The 14905-nt window shown below is 50.1% G+C and carries 14 protein-coding genes; 9 read left to right on the forward strand and 5 right to left on the reverse strand.

The genetic code is table 11. The features are described from left to right. Window positions 1-3: 3 nt before the first annotated feature. From CGC65_RS01225 to CGC65_RS01240, 4 genes are read right to left on the reverse strand one after another with little or no spacing between them, the layout of a single operon-like run. On the reverse strand, window positions 4-1257 hold the full coding sequence (locus tag CGC65_RS01225) for an AMP-binding protein (RefSeq protein ID WP_002566440.1): 1254 nt from the start codon (window positions 1255-1257) through the stop codon (window positions 4-6). Between the two features lie 45 nt (window positions 1258-1302). Continuing rightward, entirely contained in the window at window positions 1303-2496 is a 1194-nt protein-coding gene (locus tag CGC65_RS01230) for an acetyl-CoA C-acyltransferase (protein ID WP_002566439.1), read from the reverse strand. 10 nt (window positions 2497-2506) lie between these two features. Next, window positions 2507-3058, reverse strand: a complete 552-nt coding sequence (locus tag CGC65_RS01235) for a biotin transporter BioY (protein WP_002566438.1) — start codon at window positions 3056-3058, stop codon at window positions 2507-2509. Window positions 3059-3060: 2 nt separating this feature from the next. Next, the gene (locus tag CGC65_RS01240) at window positions 3061-3690 is read right to left on the reverse strand and encodes a hotdog family protein (RefSeq protein ID WP_002566437.1); all 630 of its coding nucleotides are present in this window, start codon (window positions 3688-3690) and stop codon (window positions 3061-3063) included. Between the two features lie 299 nt (window positions 3691-3989). Here CGC65_RS01240 and CGC65_RS01245 point away from each other — a divergent pair, with 299 nt between their 5' ends. Further along, entirely contained in the window at window positions 3990-5003 is a 1014-nt protein-coding gene (locus CGC65_RS01245; RefSeq protein ID WP_002566436.1) for a 3'-5' exonuclease, read from the forward strand. 80 nt (window positions 5004-5083) lie between these two features. Here CGC65_RS01245 and CGC65_RS01250 read toward each other — a convergent pair whose 3' ends face one another. Next, entirely contained in the window at window positions 5084-6130 is a 1047-nt protein-coding gene (locus tag CGC65_RS01250) for a LacI family DNA-binding transcriptional regulator (protein ID WP_080548675.1), read from the reverse strand. A 315-nt stretch (window positions 6131-6445) separates the two neighbouring features. Here CGC65_RS01250 and CGC65_RS01255 point away from each other — a divergent pair, with 315 nt between their 5' ends. The 8 genes from CGC65_RS01255 to CGC65_RS01290 all read left to right on the forward strand — a co-directional run bounded on the left by CGC65_RS01255 (window position 6446) and on the right by CGC65_RS01290 (window position 14881). Beyond that, entirely contained in the window at window positions 6446-7678 is a 1233-nt protein-coding gene (locus CGC65_RS01255; RefSeq protein ID WP_002566434.1) for a substrate-binding domain-containing protein, read from the forward strand. A 126-nt stretch (window positions 7679-7804) separates the two neighbouring features. Further along, window positions 7805-9340 carry a sugar ABC transporter ATP-binding protein gene (locus CGC65_RS01260; RefSeq protein ID WP_002566433.1) on the forward strand — a complete coding sequence of 512 codons (1536 nt, stop codon included), beginning with the start codon at window positions 7805-7807 and terminating at the stop codon, window positions 9338-9340. A 23-nt stretch (window positions 9341-9363) separates the two neighbouring features. Further along, window positions 9364-10341: an ABC transporter permease gene (locus tag CGC65_RS01265; RefSeq protein WP_002566432.1), complete on the forward strand. Its 978-nt coding sequence runs from the start codon at window positions 9364-9366 to the stop codon at window positions 10339-10341. Between the two features lie 17 nt (window positions 10342-10358). After that, window positions 10359-11582, forward strand: coding sequence for an S-methyl-5-thioribose kinase (gene mtnK, locus CGC65_RS01270; protein WP_002566431.1), 1224 nt, complete (start codon window positions 10359-10361; stop codon window positions 11580-11582). Window positions 11583-11642: 60 nt separating this feature from the next. Then, entirely contained in the window at window positions 11643-12743 is a 1101-nt protein-coding gene (gene mtnA, locus CGC65_RS01275) for an S-methyl-5-thioribose-1-phosphate isomerase (RefSeq protein WP_002566430.1), read from the forward strand. Window positions 12744-12747: 4 nt separating this feature from the next. Next, window positions 12748-13191, forward strand: coding sequence for an RbsD/FucU family protein (locus tag CGC65_RS01280; protein WP_002566429.1), 444 nt, complete (start codon window positions 12748-12750; stop codon window positions 13189-13191). A 22-nt stretch (window positions 13192-13213) separates the two neighbouring features. Beyond that, window positions 13214-13867, forward strand: a complete 654-nt coding sequence (locus tag CGC65_RS01285; RefSeq protein ID WP_002566428.1) for a class II aldolase/adducin family protein — start codon at window positions 13214-13216, stop codon at window positions 13865-13867. 18 nt (window positions 13868-13885) lie between these two features. Further along, window positions 13886-14881 (forward strand): dihydroxyacetone kinase subunit DhaK, encoded by a 996-nt coding sequence (locus tag CGC65_RS01290; RefSeq protein ID WP_002566427.1) that lies wholly within the window; start codon window positions 13886-13888, stop codon window positions 14879-14881. Window positions 14882-14905 lie beyond the last annotated feature (24 nt).

The raw sequence follows: 14905 nt of genomic DNA on the forward strand, positions 1-14905 counted from the left end.
AATCTATTCTTTTGCGGAGAGCAGTCTCTTGACTGTCTTTCCGCTGTTGTTTTTTGGAAGGTTTTCATGGAATATAATATCTCTGGGAATTTCCCAGGATTCCAGATAATCATTCAGCCCCCTTTTTATAATACGGCGCAGGGAAACTGCGTCCTGGCCGGAAGGATTGGGCACTGTGAGGACAACATGGGCCTGCAGGGCATTGTTTTGAAGAATAACAGCGGCTTCCTGTATCTGAGTCAGGGAGTTCAGGGCATTTTCTATTTTTACAGCTGAGACTTTTCTTCCGTGAATATTATATACATTGTCTTTACGGCCATTAAAATACAGATAACCTTTATGGTCTGTATAGCCCATATCGCCAACGCTGTAAGGTCCCGTGATTCCTATGGCGGAATAGGGAGTATCAACATAGATTTCGCCGTTACGGAGGGTTACATCCACGCCGGGAAAGGGTTTGCCGATACAGGCAGGATTATCATTCATTTCCTGGTCTGTCAGCCAGGTGACATAGCTCAGTTCACTGGCCCCATAATAGAGGAAACAGCAGCTGTTGGGATAGGCTGCTTTTAAAAGGACTATATCCCCGTGGCCAAGGCTCTGGGAACCGGCCAGGATGGTCTTGATATCAGGGCTGGGATGGGAGATATATTTTGCCAGGAGCCGGAGCTTGGAGGGGATGAGATAGAGGGCGTCCGCATGGTGAAGCTCTATTTCCCTGCACCAGACAAAAGGATTTACATGGGAAGCAGTGATGATGGATGCCCCTAGTGACAGAAGAGACAGATACAGATTCAGATTGCCGGTGAATGCCAGGCTGCCATGAGCAAAGAGCCGTGTTTGGGCAGTCATTCCAAAGATTGCATTTTGGGTAGGAAAGAAGGAGGCCCAGCTATCCAGGGTACGGAACCATAGTTTGGGCTGACCCGTTGAACCGCTGGTAAGCACTCCCATACAGGCTCCGGCAGGGAGTCCCTCTGTTATAAGGGATTCAGGAACATATTTCATGTCCGCAGGCACAATGACAGGAATATGGGATGTACCGCTTAACGCCAGAAACTGTACCAGCTGGCCGTGCACAGACGCTGCCCTGATCCATGCTGCGGAAGGCACAGACGGTTCCGGGGTCAGGGAACGGATACGGCAGGCTTCCCTGGTAAGCATGCTGTATGTATAAAACCGGCCGTTTTCGACCAGGGCTGTCCTGTGGGGAGGAATTGACTGAATCAGAGAGAGATAATCCGTAGAATGTTTCATGGGAGGACTCCTTTTGACGTATGACATTTGGGGAGATGATACTGATTACCGTTCCAAAAGAATGGCGCTTCCGATTCCGCCTGCGGCAGCCGCGCAGCAGATGCCCCGGCAGCTTTTTGACAGCTCCATGGATCTCATAAGATGGAGAAGGATAATGGCGCCGGAAGCCCCATAGGGATGTCCATAGGCCAGGGCGCCGCCCAACGGATTGTAACGGGATGCCTTATCCGGATACGCCCGGTTGATGAGAACATCAATGGCAGCAAACGCCTCGTTGCACTCAATGGCTCCTATGTCATCCATTGAGAGTCCGCTGCGTTCTAAAAGCCCCCTGACAGCAGGAAGCACGGAGGCAGGGCTCATAAGAGGGTCAGCTCCAACCGTACAGGCATTAGAAAAGCGGAAACAGGAGGAGAGTTTGTGCTTTTTCAGATACTGTTCTGAGCAGAGAAGAAGGAATGCAGCCCCGTCATTCATGGTACAGGCATTAGCAGCGTTGAGATACCGGCCATCCTTCAGGACGCAGGGCAGCCGGTCCAGCAGACGCTGATTCAGGCGGGGGCGGATTCCCTCGTCATGGGCAAGGCCATATACAGGGACAATAATGCCGTCAAGAAGGCCTTCCCGGGCTGTTCTGTACGCCCGCCTGTGGCTTTCCAGCACCCAGGCATCCATTTCTTCTGGGGTTATATGATAATGGCATATAGTCTTTTCCGCACCCTGCAGCATCACGTCCTCGCGATGAGGGCCGGGAATAAATTTGGCAGTGCTGTATGTCAGGGAAAGCTCCGTCCTGTGGGCATTGCAAATGCCGGCAGGATTACCGGAAAGAGTATCATCATGGGCGGCAGCAGCGTATGGATGGTTAGGGTTATAGCAGCGCATGGGCTGGGTGGAACTGCTTTCAAAACCTCCGGCAATTACCAGATCAGCCAGACCGCTCTGTATCCTGGCGGCGGCTGTTATGACGGCCTCCAGGGAGGAAGCGCACTGAAGGTCCACTGTAAAGGAAGGAATGGATTCTGAAAGTCCTGCTTCCAGCGCCATAAGGCGGGTAATGTTGCCTCCTCCTCCCACACAGTTGCCGCAGATTATCATATCAATCTTTGACGGCTGATACCGGTTGGTCAGTTCCTTTAACACAGCCGCCCCCAGATGCTCGGCGGGGACATGCCGGTATGCGCTGTTTCTGACGCCGATATAGCTGCGGAGTCCGCCCAGTATGAATACCTTGTCCATATAGGTCCCCCTAACGTGCCCGCTGGGCGTTTGACAGACTTATCTGCACCGGCTTTGCAATCAGGGCGGCAGCAAAGCATTTAAAAATGTCAAGGGGAATAAACGGGATTACGGCGGCTGTAAAGGTAGCTGCCCAGTCCATTCCGGTTATGAATTTCATATACGCACTTCCCACCAGATAGATTACCGGCATTCCCACCAGAATGGTCACCAGGCAATACCGCTTAAAGCTGTAATATGTTCCCTTTAACCTTGACATGAGGATGACAGCTGGAATCCATGACATGATATAGCCTCCTGTTGGGCCAAACAGTTTTCCGGGACCGCCCATGGCGCCGGAGAATACAGGCAGACCAGTCAGTCCAAGAAGAATATACACGACCATGGTAAATGCTGCCTGCCTGGGAGTGAGAAGCAGTGCAATAAGGTTGACAACCAGGGTCTGGGCTGTAAGGCTGGCCGGTGTGAATGGAAGGGGGATGACAATATAAGCGGAAACGCATATCAATGCAGTCAGCAGTGCCATTTTGGTGAGTTCCACGGTGTTGAATTTCTGGTTCATGATTACCTCCGTTTTTGAGTTTGGTCTGATGTGTGAATGGTCATGGTAAAACAGGTAGCGCTGCCCATGGTTCCTGTTACTATATTGTTTTTTTGTTCCAGACGGACAGAACCGCCTGTATGGACAGGACGCAGGAACCGTATGGACAGAGTTTCTGCAGGTCTGTGGGAGCCGTACATTTCCTCCAGCCGGCTGAGAATCCACAGGCCGGGAATGACTGCATTTGGCCCATGGTGAATCGGGTTGGAATCCCCCGAATCAGCCAGGAAGCGATCAAGACATTTCTGGGGGAAGGTCATAGTCATCTGACCTGGCATACATCCAGATGCCATACACCCAGAAGTGGCAGGGGAAGCAGCCTGACTGGCAGGAAAAGTAGAGGCTTTGGCCCCCCAGGAATCCCTGAAAACCTTAATGTCCACCAGACAGATTTCAAGAGACTGGCAGGGCTGGCGGCAGGCATCATATGATGTAGTTTCCAACAGGACATATCCCTGAGCAGCCTTTTGGGGTATGGATTCGCATGATACAGGTTCCGAATGGCTGTGGATACAATACCGGGCCTTTCCAATCACCCACCCGTCAAAATCCTTTTGTCCCCATTGGCAGGCAGCTTGTATGAGCTTTATCATATTGGATACCTCTCTGAAATCTGTCATTATATTTTACTTATTATAGAGAGTCAGTGGCTGATTGTCAACATAAAATAGAATTTTGGTTAACAATTAAAAAGTATCATTGGCAGGCACCTGCTGGAAGGTATTCATTGCCACATGTTCGCTAATGGCATGAGGCTGCAATTAGCGCGGTGGAAACAGAGACAGAATTGACAATACTGGGAATCAATGACATAGAAAGCCCCTTTCCATATCCTTTCCGATATGGTAAGATAGGTAAGTAAATTGAGATTGTATAATGACAGGATGAAAAGATGAATTACATTGTTTTTGATTTGGAATGGAACCAAAGTCCCAATGGGAAGGAAGATTCGGTGGAGCATCTTCCCTTTGAAATCATAGAAATCGGAGCAGTGAAGCTGAACGGGAATTTTGAACAGACAGGAACGTTCCACAAGCTGATCCGGCCCAAGGTTTATAAAAAGATGCATTTTAAGATATCGGAAGTAACACACATGGATATGGCGGAGCTGCGTCAGGAGGGAGAACCCTTTGATGTAGTTATGAACCGTTTCCTTGCCTGGTGCGGGGAAGAGGAGTACTGCTTCTGCACCTGGGGCTCCATGGATTTGACCGAGCTTCAGAGGAATATGGCTTATCATAAACTTCCAAACCCATTTCCCAGGCCCCTTCTATATCTGGATATCCAGAAGCTTTACTGCCTTCAGTACGGGGACGGAAAAAACAAGGTATCCCTTGATATGGCGGTACAGATTCAGGGAATGGAGGAGGAGAGGCCTTTTCACAGGGCGCTGGACGATGCCTATTATACCGGCCGCATCCTTTCGGTTCTGGACATGGAGACGTTTGGAACCTATGTGTCGGTGGATTATTACGGACTTCCCAGGAATAAGGCTGAGGAATACCGGCTGCATTTTCCGGAATACTCCAAGTATGTGTCCAGAGAATTTGACTCTAGGGAAGATATCCTTAAAGATAAGGATATAACAGATATGAAATGCGTGAAATGCAGCAGGATGCTGCGCAAGAAGATCAGGTGGTTTCCCTATGGACAGAGATTTTATTTCTGTCTGGCCGTATGTCCTGAGCATGGATATGTGAAAGGGAAAATAAGGGTAAAAAAGTCAGAGGATGACCGCCTTTATGCTGTGAAGACAGCAAAAATGGCGGATGCCCAGGATGTGGAGCTTCTGGCCCAGAAGAAGGAGGACGGCCGGAAAAAGCGCAGTGCCAAGGCCCACCATAAGGCTGCCTCCAAATCCCTGAAGGGGAAAAGCAAACAGAACCAGCCGGATAAGGTGTCATAGAAAGAAACGGAGCAAGTACCTGGCTGCACTTACAATCTCCCGGTCCCTCAAGTTTGAGAGACCGGGAGATTTTTGTCTGATTATGCCAGATGTTTCACGCTGGAGCGTTCCACCAGCTTTCCCGTAATCTGGGTCTTCATGGGCATGAACCGGGGATCCTCTATGAGCTGCATCAGCTGGATGACGGACTGCTTACCCATTATCTTTCTCTGTACATGAATGGTGGTCAGGGTGGGAGAGCTTATGGAGGAATAGGGAATATCGTCAAAGCCAATCAGGGATACGTCATTGGGAATTTTGTACCCCTTTTCCTTCAGAGCCTTCATGGCGCCCAGGGCAATGGTGTCGTTTTCCGCAAAAAAACAGGAGGGAAGCACCGGGTTCTGATCCAGTATTCTGAAAAAATCGTCATGGGCACCCAGCATGGTGGGTTTTACACGAAACTCATTTTTAGAGTCAAACTGAAAATTCAATTCTTTTACATATCTGAGAAAGGCTATGTGCCGTTCATTAAAGTTTTCTGCCCCGGTGGTACTGCCCAGGTAGCCCAATTCGGTATGTCCGCATTCTTTGCAGTACTGGAGGGCGATGTGGACATTTTCGGCATTGTTCATGCATACACTGCTACAGTAATGGTTGGGGACGGTGTTGTCCACCACCACAAAGGGGATGGGAATGGAATCAAGGGCTGAAAATTCATCCCGCATTACCTCGGTTGCAATGAGGAACATCCCGCAGTATTTGCTGTAATCAATGGAATCAAGGGCTGACTTTAAACCGGTTTTGACCACGGTCATGGTCATACCCAGCTGCTCCGCGCGGAGCTGTTCCTCGATGGAATCAATAATCATGGAGATGAATCCCTGATTTTCCTCCACCAGCATACCGCTTTTATAGTATTTTACCAGGAGCACGTTCTTGCCGCTTTTGGGCTTACGGGCAGGAGGCATGTACTGGCAGGCTTTTACCGCATCCAACACCTTCTTTCGTGTATCCTCACTGACTCCCTTTTTTCCGTTTAACACAATGGAAATGGTTGCGGGTGAAACGCCAATCTGCTTGGCCAGCTCTCTGACGGTCATATGAAATCTCTCTTTCCGGATTGCAGACGTTAAATTAAACATAATTGAACAATCCATGTGTTTTACTAATCATACTATAATTTGAATTATAACACAGGGTTGAAACTGGGTCAATTCAATATATAAAATTGAATGTTTACTAAACAAAAATAAATACAAAAACGGCTAAAATGGGGTCGTTTATTGATTTGAACAATTAAAATGCACAATAAAAACAATAATTTATGGAAAATTATAACAAAAACACCAAAGACATATTGACATTGAAGAAAAATCGTTGTACTATTTAGTTAACACAAAGAACGAGGCACACATATTGTTTAGTAAACAATATCAATAACAAAAAGGAGGAAAGAGTAAATGAGAAAAATGAAAAAAGTTGTCAGCGTAATTGCAGCGGCTGCTATGGCAGCATCCTTGCTGGCAGGCTGCGGAGGCTCGGGAGGTTCATCCACCACGGCAGCAGAGACTAAGGCGGCAGAAACCACCGCAGCAGCGGCGGAGACCACGGCAGCAGAGGCAGCGGCAGATACCACAGCGGCGCCGGCTGCAGCAGAGAATCCGGTGGCAGGCAAGAAGGTGGCCTATATCATGCTTCTGCCTTCCGCAACTATTTTCCAGATGTGGAAAGATTCCTGTGCATCTCTTTGCGATGCCCTGGATGTAAAGTTTGATTTCTTCTTCTGTGACGGTGACTTCAACAAGTGGCAGGATACCATCCGTACCTGCGCATCCGCAGGATATGACGGACTGCTGGTCAGCCACGGCAATCAGGACGGTTCCTATGTATTTCTTAAGGAAATCACAGAGCAGTATCCGGATATGAAGATTGTTACCTTTGACACACAGTTCTACTCCGACGGAGAGTATCAGAAGCTTCCGGGCGTTACCCAGATGTTCCAGCAGGATAAGTCCCTGGTTACCGTTCTTTTGGACCAGATGATTGAAAAGTATGGAGAAGGTGTCCGTCTGATTAAGGTTTGGAGAGGTCCTAACTACAACAGCCCATTTGACCGCCGCGAGGTTGGCTGGCAGGAGTATGAGGCAGCCGGTAAGATCGTGACTGTAGGCGAGGTACAGCCTCTTCAGGATTCTGTTGACTCGGCAAACACAGTGACTGCTGCATATCTGCAGGGCGTGAACAGAGCGGATGTGGACGGCGTCATTGCATACTATGACTTATACGGCCAGGGCGTTTACAACGCAATTGCTGAGAATGACAACTTTAACGGCAAGAACGGCGACGCACTTCCCATGGCATCTGTTGATATTGACCCGGTTGACGTGACCAACATGCAGACCCGTCCTGACATCTGGACCGCAGCAGGAACAACCGACTGGACCATGAACGGCGAGATTGGTATGCGTATCCTGATGCTGGAGCTGGCAGACCAGTATGATAAGATTTTTGACCCTGCAACCGGCGAGAGCGGCGTGGATGTAGTTGAAGTTCCCGGCACCGCAATCAAGGCGGATGCGCTTAAGTCAGATTCCACCGTTGAGAATCTGGGCAATATTGCCGGCGAGACTTACGGAAATCTGGATTATCTGTCTGCTGCAGACTGGATGCCAAAGGATTTGATTCACAAATAAGCGGCCAGTAAAAAACGAGGTTTTTTTAGAACACAAAACCACAGGCAATCGTTTTTTTGGGAAGCGCGGGTTTTGGCCTGCGTTTCCCTTTTTTAAAAAGATTGTATCGCTGAAAAGAGGGACTCCATGGATAGGATTAAATTAGAGACGAAACATGTTTCCATTGAATTTCCGGGCGTCAAAGCACTTGATGACATTAATTTTGAGGTGACCACCGGTGAAATCCGGGCAGTCGTGGGCGCCAACGGAGCGGGGAAATCAACTTTGATGAAGGTGCTGGCAGGGGCAAACTCCACTTATACCGGAGAAGTGCTGCTGAATGGAAAAAAGGTGGAGGTAAGGACACCGGTGGATGCCAAGAAACTTGGAATCCAGATTGTGTATCAGGAAGTGGATATGGCGCTGTATCCCACCTTATCAGTTGCGGAGAACATTGTACAAAACGATATGGTCATGGGAAAGAGCGGCTATATTGTAAACTGGAAAAAAGCATACAAGCAGGGGCGCGAGGCCCTGGACCGGCTGCATATCGGCCGCGACCAGGTGGATGAACACGAACTGGTTCAGAACCTGTCCCTGGCCCAGAAACAGATGGTGCTTATAGCAAAGGCCATCCGGTCGGAATGTAATTTCCTGATTCTTGACGAGCCGACCGCGCCATTAAGCAATACCGAGACAGAGGAACTGTTCCGGATTGTCAAGCATTTGCATGAAACGGAAAATATTGCGATTCTTTTTATTTCCCACCGGTTAAATGAAATCCTGGAGGTCTGCGAGAATTATACGGTGATGCGAAACGGCAAAATGATTGACACCACACCGGTTACAGGGGAGACTACCACTAAGGAAATCGTGGAGAAGATGCTGGGGCGCAAGTTCGAAGAGAACTTCCCAAAGGAAGCCTGCCAGATTGGAGATGTGCTGTTTCAGACAGAACACTTATCCGGCGCAGGCGGCAAGGTAAAGGACGTGTCCATACAGGTGAAAAAGGGCGAAGTGGTAGGAATCGCCGGACTGGTGGGAGCCGGAAAATCCGAGCTTTGCAAGACCATCTTCGGTGCATATAAAAAGACAGGCGGGAAAGTCCTTCTGAAGAACAGGGAGTTAAAGATAGCAAATCCCTCCGGGGCAGTAAAGAACAGGATGGCTCTGGTACCGGAGGAACGGAGAAAGGAAGGCGTTCTGGTAAATGAGAATGTAAGCTTTAATTTATCGGCGGCCTGTCTTTCACGGTTCTGCACAGGACCTTTTATCCGCAGGCGGAAAGTGGACGACAATGCGAAGCGGTTTGTAAAGGACCTTGGGATTTCCACGCCGAGCGTGAGGCAGCAGGTCAAGAATCTTTCCGGCGGCAACCAGCAAAAGGTAGCCGTGGGAAAATGGCTTGCGGCGGACTGCGATGTATACATATTTGACGAACCCACAAAGGGAGTGGATGTGGGTGCAAAGCAGGACATTTTCCATTTGATCAATGAAATTGCGAAACAGGGAAACTGTGTTATCTATGCTTCCTGTGAAAACTCGGAGCTGCTGTCTTTGACAGACCGCATGTATGTCATGTACAACGGTACGGTCATGGCAGAGCTGGAAACCGCTAATACCACGGAGGACGAAATCATGTACTACTCGGTTGGCGGGAAAGACAATAAGAACGGGAAATAATAGACAGGAGGGATACGGTAGCGATGAAAAGTCGTACAAATATTAAGAGGTTTTTAGTGGATTGGGCTGCGGTCCTGGCATTGATGGTTTGCTTTGTTGCATTTACAGCCTATAAGGGCAATTCCTTTATGTCAACAAGCAATATGGTGAATATTCTCAGGGCAATGGCCATTAATACAGTGTTTGGTATAGCGGCCACCATCACCATGGCGCCGGATGGTTTTGACATGTCGGCCGGAACACTGGCCAGCTGTTCCGCGTATGTGTTTGTATCTGCATATCTCTGGCTGGGACAGTCATTAGGAATGTCAATTCTTATCTGTATTCTGGCTACTCTGGTTATGTACCAGCTGACCATGTTCCTGATTCTTGTGTGCAAGATTCCGGATATGCTTGCCACCTGTGCCCTGATGTTTGTCCATCAGGGAATCGGACAGTGGTATATAGGCGGAGGCGCTGTCTCCACCGGTATGAAGACTTCCTGGGGAGCGGCTCCTGCACGTACCGCGCTTTCGGAATCATTTTCAGCCATCGGACGCGCTCCTTGGATCATTATTATCATGCTGGGCTGTGTGCTTGTGGCCTATCTTTTCCTTAACTTTACCAAGCATGGCCGGTATCTCTACGCTATGGGCGGCAATAAGGAAGCTGCAAAGCTGTCTGGTATTGATGTAAAGAAATACCGCTATCTGGCCGGTATGATTACAGCAGTGTTCATCGCCATCGGCGGTATTCTGGTGGCATCCAGGGGAAGCTCGGCCCAGGTTATGTGCTGCGATAACTATTTGATGCCGTCACTGGCAGCTGTTTTCGTGGGACGTACCGTGGGCGGCGCTGAGAAGCCCAATGCACTGGGAACCATGATAGGCGCCATGCTGGTTTCCACACTGGAGAACGGACTTACCATCTGCGCGGTTCCGTTCTATGTTCTGCCGGCAGTAAAGGGTGCTGTCCTGGCACTTGCGCTTATTGCAGCTTATGCGTCTAAAAAAGAAGATTAATCAGGAGGTTACTACATATGTCAAGATTTGATCATTATTTTCAGATGAACGTGGGGGATGTCATTGAGTATACACTGGAGAAGACAACGGAAATTCCCTGGGACCGCGATTCCATGGAGGCAGTGGTTCCTCCTTCCCATGGCAACCTGAACTATGTATACCGTGTATGGGACGGCAAGGGCCATTCCATCTACATCAAACAGGCCGGATCCGAGGCCAGGATATCCAAGGATATAAAACCATCCAGGGACAGAAACCGCCTGGAGTCCGAAATCCTTATGCTGGAGGACCAGTATGCGCCGGGAATGGTGCCTCATGTGTATTTCTTTGACACCGTTATGTGCGCCTGCGGTATGGAGGACTGCTCTGATTATGCTGTCATGCGTGACGCCATGTTAAAGCATGAGACCTTCCCCGGGTTTGCTGAGGACGTATCCACCTTTATGGTCAATACCCTGCTTTTGAGCAGCGATGTGGTCATGGACCACAAGGAGAAGAAGGAGCTGGTGAAAAAATTCATCTCGCCGGACCTGTGTGATATCACGGAAAAACTTGTGCTCATGGAACCTTATATGGATTTGTATAACAGGAACAATGTATATGCGCCTAACCGGGATTTTGTGAAGAAGGAGCTCTATGAGGACGAGGCGCTCCACCTGGAGGTGAGCAAGCTTAAATTCCGTTTTATGACAGACGCCCAGGCCCTTCTGCACGGCGATCTCCACACGGGCTCCATCTTTATACGCCAGGATTCAACAAAGATATTTGACTGTGAATTCGGAACCTATGCGCCTATGGGTTATGATGTGGGAAATGTGGTGGCTAACCTTATATTCGCATATGACAACGGCCTTTCCACGGACGACGGACCGTTCTGCGACTGGTGTCTTAAGACCATTGAAGAGACAGTGGACCTCTTTATAGAGAAGTTTGGCAGGAAATATGACGAGGCAGTGACAGAGCCAATGGCTAAGGTAAAGGGTTTTAAGGAGTGGTATTTTGACGGAATCCTTAAGGATACCGCCGGTTATGCAGGTACAGAGCTGCACCGCAGGACCGTGGGCATGGCCAATGTGGTGGATGTGACCACCATCCAGGATGAAAAGAAACGTCTCCTTGCGGAGCGCATCAATATACTGGCAGGCAAGGAATATATCATGAACCAGGGAGCCTTCCGGACCGGCGCCGATTACGTTGCGGCGGTGTTAAGGGCAAAGGAAGCAGCCCAAAAGACCCTTTAGGCACGGTTGGGATATAAAAAGGGATTATACAGGTTTAGTAGAGAAGGAGGCATAAAAACCATGACGGTAGAGGAATTTTTTGACCAGGTAATCACGGTCAGAATGAGAGAGGACAGAAGCTCGCTGGACATCATAGACCAGACGCTTCTTCCGGGTACTATTAAGCGCATTCATCTGAATACGAAAGAGGAAATATGGGAGGCAATCAAGAAGCTGAGAGTGCGCGGCGCTCCTGCAATCGGCGCTGCGGCTGCCTATGGAATTGCCCTGCTGGCATCGGGCATTGCCGAGGACCAGTATGACGCGTTCTACAGCCGGTTTAAGGAATTAAAGGATTATCTGGCTTCGTCCAGGCCAACGGCTGTCAATCTGTTCTGGGCGTTAAACCGTATGGAGGCGGCTGTGATTGCCAACAAGGAAAGGGGCGTGGCTGCAATCAAGGAGCTGCTCTTTGAGGAGGCGGATAGGATTCGCGAGGAGGATATCCAAATCAGCCGCGGTATCGGGGAGATTGGCTTTGGACTGCTGAAAGAGCTTAAAAAGGAGGGGAAGGAGATCGGTATTCTGACCCACTGCAATGCAGGAACGCTGGCCACGGCCAAGTACGGGACAGCTACAGCGCCCATGTATATTGCCCTGGAAAAGGGATGGGCGGGAACAGATATGCATGTTTACTGTGATGAGACAAGGCCGCTTCTCCAGGGCGCCCGCCTCACCTCCTTCGAGCTGTACAATGCCGGCATCACCACCACCCTGCAGTGCGACAACATGGCGTCCATACTGATGAAATCAGGAAAAATTGACATTATCTTTGTGGGCTGCGACCGGGTGGCCAGAAACGGCGATGCCGCCAATAAGATAGGAACCAGCGGTGTGGCCATTCTGGCAAAGCACTATGGAATCCCATTCTATGTGTGCGCGCCGACCTCTACCATTGATATGGATACACTGACAGGCGACCAGATTCCCATTGAGATGCGAAGCCCGGATGAGGTGACCGAGATGTGGTATAAGGAGCGCATGGCTCCGGAAGGAATCAATGTATACAATCCTGCCTTTGACGTGACCGACCACTCCCTGATTACGGGCATCATTACGGAGAAGGGGATGTGCCGCGCGCCATATGACAAGGCGTTTGAAGCCTTGGGAATAGGGAGGTAAGCATATGCTGAGTGGAGTACCTGCAAGCATTTCGCCTGAGCTGCTGAAGGTTCTGCATGAGATGGGGCACGGGGATACCCTGGTTATCGGGGATGCCAATTTTCCGGCTGCATCCATTGCGGCAGAGAAGAATCATATTAATATCCGGTGCGACGGGCACCGGGCCACAGACATGCTGGACGCCATCCTGCAGCTGATGCCTTTGGACGGCTTTGTGGAGAAACCCGTTACCATCATGGATAAAATGGAAATGCACCGTGACCTTAAGTGCCCTGTTTGGGACGAGTTTACGGATATTGTGGCAAAACATGACGAACGCGGCGCGGATGCAGTGGGCTTTTTGGACCGGTTCGCGTTCTATGACGCGGCAAAGGATGCCTATGCGGTGGTATCCACCTCAGAGACGGCATTTTATGCCTGCATTATGATACAGAAAGGATGCCTGTAACGGCAGAGCGGAGGGATTTTACATGCTTGATATATTAAAGGAGCAGGTGGTTGCAGTTGCAAAGGAGGCGGAGCGCCTGGGCATGTGCAGGCACAAATCAGGCAATTTCAGCATCTATGACCCGGAGACGGGATATGTGGTGATAACGCCCAGCGGTGTGGCCAGGGATGTGCTGGGGCCGGAACACGTCTGCGTCATGGACCTTAGCGGTAAGGTGATTGAGAGGGCGGCAGAGGTCAAGCCCTCCAGCGAGGCCATGATGCACCTGTATATTTATAAGGAAAGAAAGGATATCCGGGCAATCGTGCATACACACGCCCGCTATTCCACTGCGTTTTCCATCATGAATAAGCCTATTATGCCCATTGTTTATGAGTGCGCCTACCTGGGCAAGACGGGAACAGTTCCCGTGGCGCCTTATGGACGGGCCGGAACCGTGGACCTGGCTGAGAAGGTGGCGGAAGTGATGAAGGAGTATGACTGCTGTCTCATGGAGAGCCACGGCGCCATTGCAGCGGATAAGGACATGGACGCGGCATTCTTAAAGGCCCAGTACGTGGAGGAAATCGCGGAGATGTATTATATCACTCTGGCCGCCGGAAACGGGGCAGAACCACATGCCCTGCCGGTGGAGGAACTGCAGAAGTGGGCTTATCCAAAAGAAATCATTCTTTAGAAGGATTTAGGAGGTTCTATGAAGAAAATAATAAATGCCCCGGAAGCATATACGGATGATATGCTGCGCGGGATCTACGCTGCCCATCCGGATATGTTGAAATATGTGGAGGATGACCTCCGCTGCTACTGTACGGCAAAAAAGAAACAGGGAAAGGTGGCAATCATTACCGGCGGGGGCACCGGGCATCTGCCGCTGTTCCTTGGATATGTGGGTGAGAACCTGCTGGACGGCTGCGGGGTCGGCGGTGTGTTCCAGTCGCCTTCTTCGGAACAGCTTTACAATGTGGCCAAGGAAGTGGAGGCCGGGGCAGGAGTCCTGTTCCTCTATGGGAATTATACAGGGGACATTATGAACTTTGATATGGCGGCTGAGATGCTGGATATGGATGATATCAGGACGGCCAGCATCGTGGGAGCGGATGATGTGCTTTCCAATAAGGACGCCCAGGTTCGCCGGGGAGTGGCCGGAATCTTCTTCATGTATAAATGCGCAGGGGCCATGGCTGCCCGGATGGGAACGCTGGAGGAAGTATTGGACGCGGCAAAAAAGGCAAAGGAAAATACCAGAACCGTTGGATTTGCCCTGACGCCCTGCGTCATCCCGGAAATCGGCCATTCCAACTTTACCCTGGCAGAGGACGAGATGGCCTTTGGCATGGGAATCCACGGTGAGCCCGGAGTGTGGAACGGCCCGGTTAAGACAGCGAATGACCTGGCAGAGGAATCCGTGGGGGAGATACTGGGAGATATGCCCCTGAATCCGGGTGAGGAGGTCTGCCTGCTGATTAATGGCCTGGGAGCAACCAGCCAGGAGGAGCTGTATATTCTGTCGGGAAGCGTGCACCGTATTCTGGAAGAAAAGGGAATTAAGGTGTACCGCACCTTTGTGGGAGAATATGCCACCAGTATGGAGATGGCCGGAGCTTCCATATCCATCTGCCGCATGGCAGACCAGGAGATGAAGCAGTGGATTGACATGCCTGTCCATACGCCGTTTTACACCCAGGTGTAACCGGTAATACTTATCTGGTTGGTT

This window comes from Enterocloster bolteae (assembly GCF_002234575.2).
Lineage (GTDB): Bacteria > Bacillota > Clostridia > Lachnospirales > Lachnospiraceae > Enterocloster > Enterocloster bolteae.

Excerpts from the sequence above, each read along its gene's own strand:
- CGC65_RS01225 (WP_002566440.1), bottom strand. The coding sequence starts at position 1,257 with ATGAAACATTCTACGGATTATCTCTCTCTGATTCAGTCAATTCCTCCC.
- CGC65_RS01230 (WP_002566439.1), bottom strand. The coding sequence starts at position 2,496 with ATGGACAAGGTATTCATACTGGGCGGACTCCGCAGCTATATCGGCGTC.
- CGC65_RS01235 (WP_002566438.1), bottom strand. The coding sequence starts at position 3,058 with ATGAACCAGAAATTCAACACCGTGGAACTCACCAAAATGGCACTGCTG.
- CGC65_RS01240 (WP_002566437.1), bottom strand. The coding sequence starts at position 3,690 with ATGATAAAGCTCATACAAGCTGCCTGCCAATGGGGACAAAAGGATTTT.
- CGC65_RS01245 (WP_002566436.1), top strand. The coding sequence starts at position 3,990 with ATGAATTACATTGTTTTTGATTTGGAATGGAACCAAAGTCCCAATGGG.
- CGC65_RS01255 (WP_002566434.1), top strand. The coding sequence starts at position 6,446 with ATGAGAAAAATGAAAAAAGTTGTCAGCGTAATTGCAGCGGCTGCTATG.
- CGC65_RS01260 (WP_002566433.1), top strand. The coding sequence starts at position 7,805 with ATGGATAGGATTAAATTAGAGACGAAACATGTTTCCATTGAATTTCCG.
- CGC65_RS01265 (WP_002566432.1), top strand. The coding sequence starts at position 9,364 with ATGAAAAGTCGTACAAATATTAAGAGGTTTTTAGTGGATTGGGCTGCG.
- mtnK (WP_002566431.1), top strand. The coding sequence starts at position 10,359 with ATGTCAAGATTTGATCATTATTTTCAGATGAACGTGGGGGATGTCATT.
- mtnA (WP_002566430.1), top strand. The coding sequence starts at position 11,643 with ATGACGGTAGAGGAATTTTTTGACCAGGTAATCACGGTCAGAATGAGA.
- CGC65_RS01280 (WP_002566429.1), top strand. The coding sequence starts at position 12,748 with ATGCTGAGTGGAGTACCTGCAAGCATTTCGCCTGAGCTGCTGAAGGTT.
- CGC65_RS01285 (WP_002566428.1), top strand. The coding sequence starts at position 13,214 with ATGCTTGATATATTAAAGGAGCAGGTGGTTGCAGTTGCAAAGGAGGCG.
- CGC65_RS01290 (WP_002566427.1), top strand. The coding sequence starts at position 13,886 with ATGAAGAAAATAATAAATGCCCCGGAAGCATATACGGATGATATGCTG.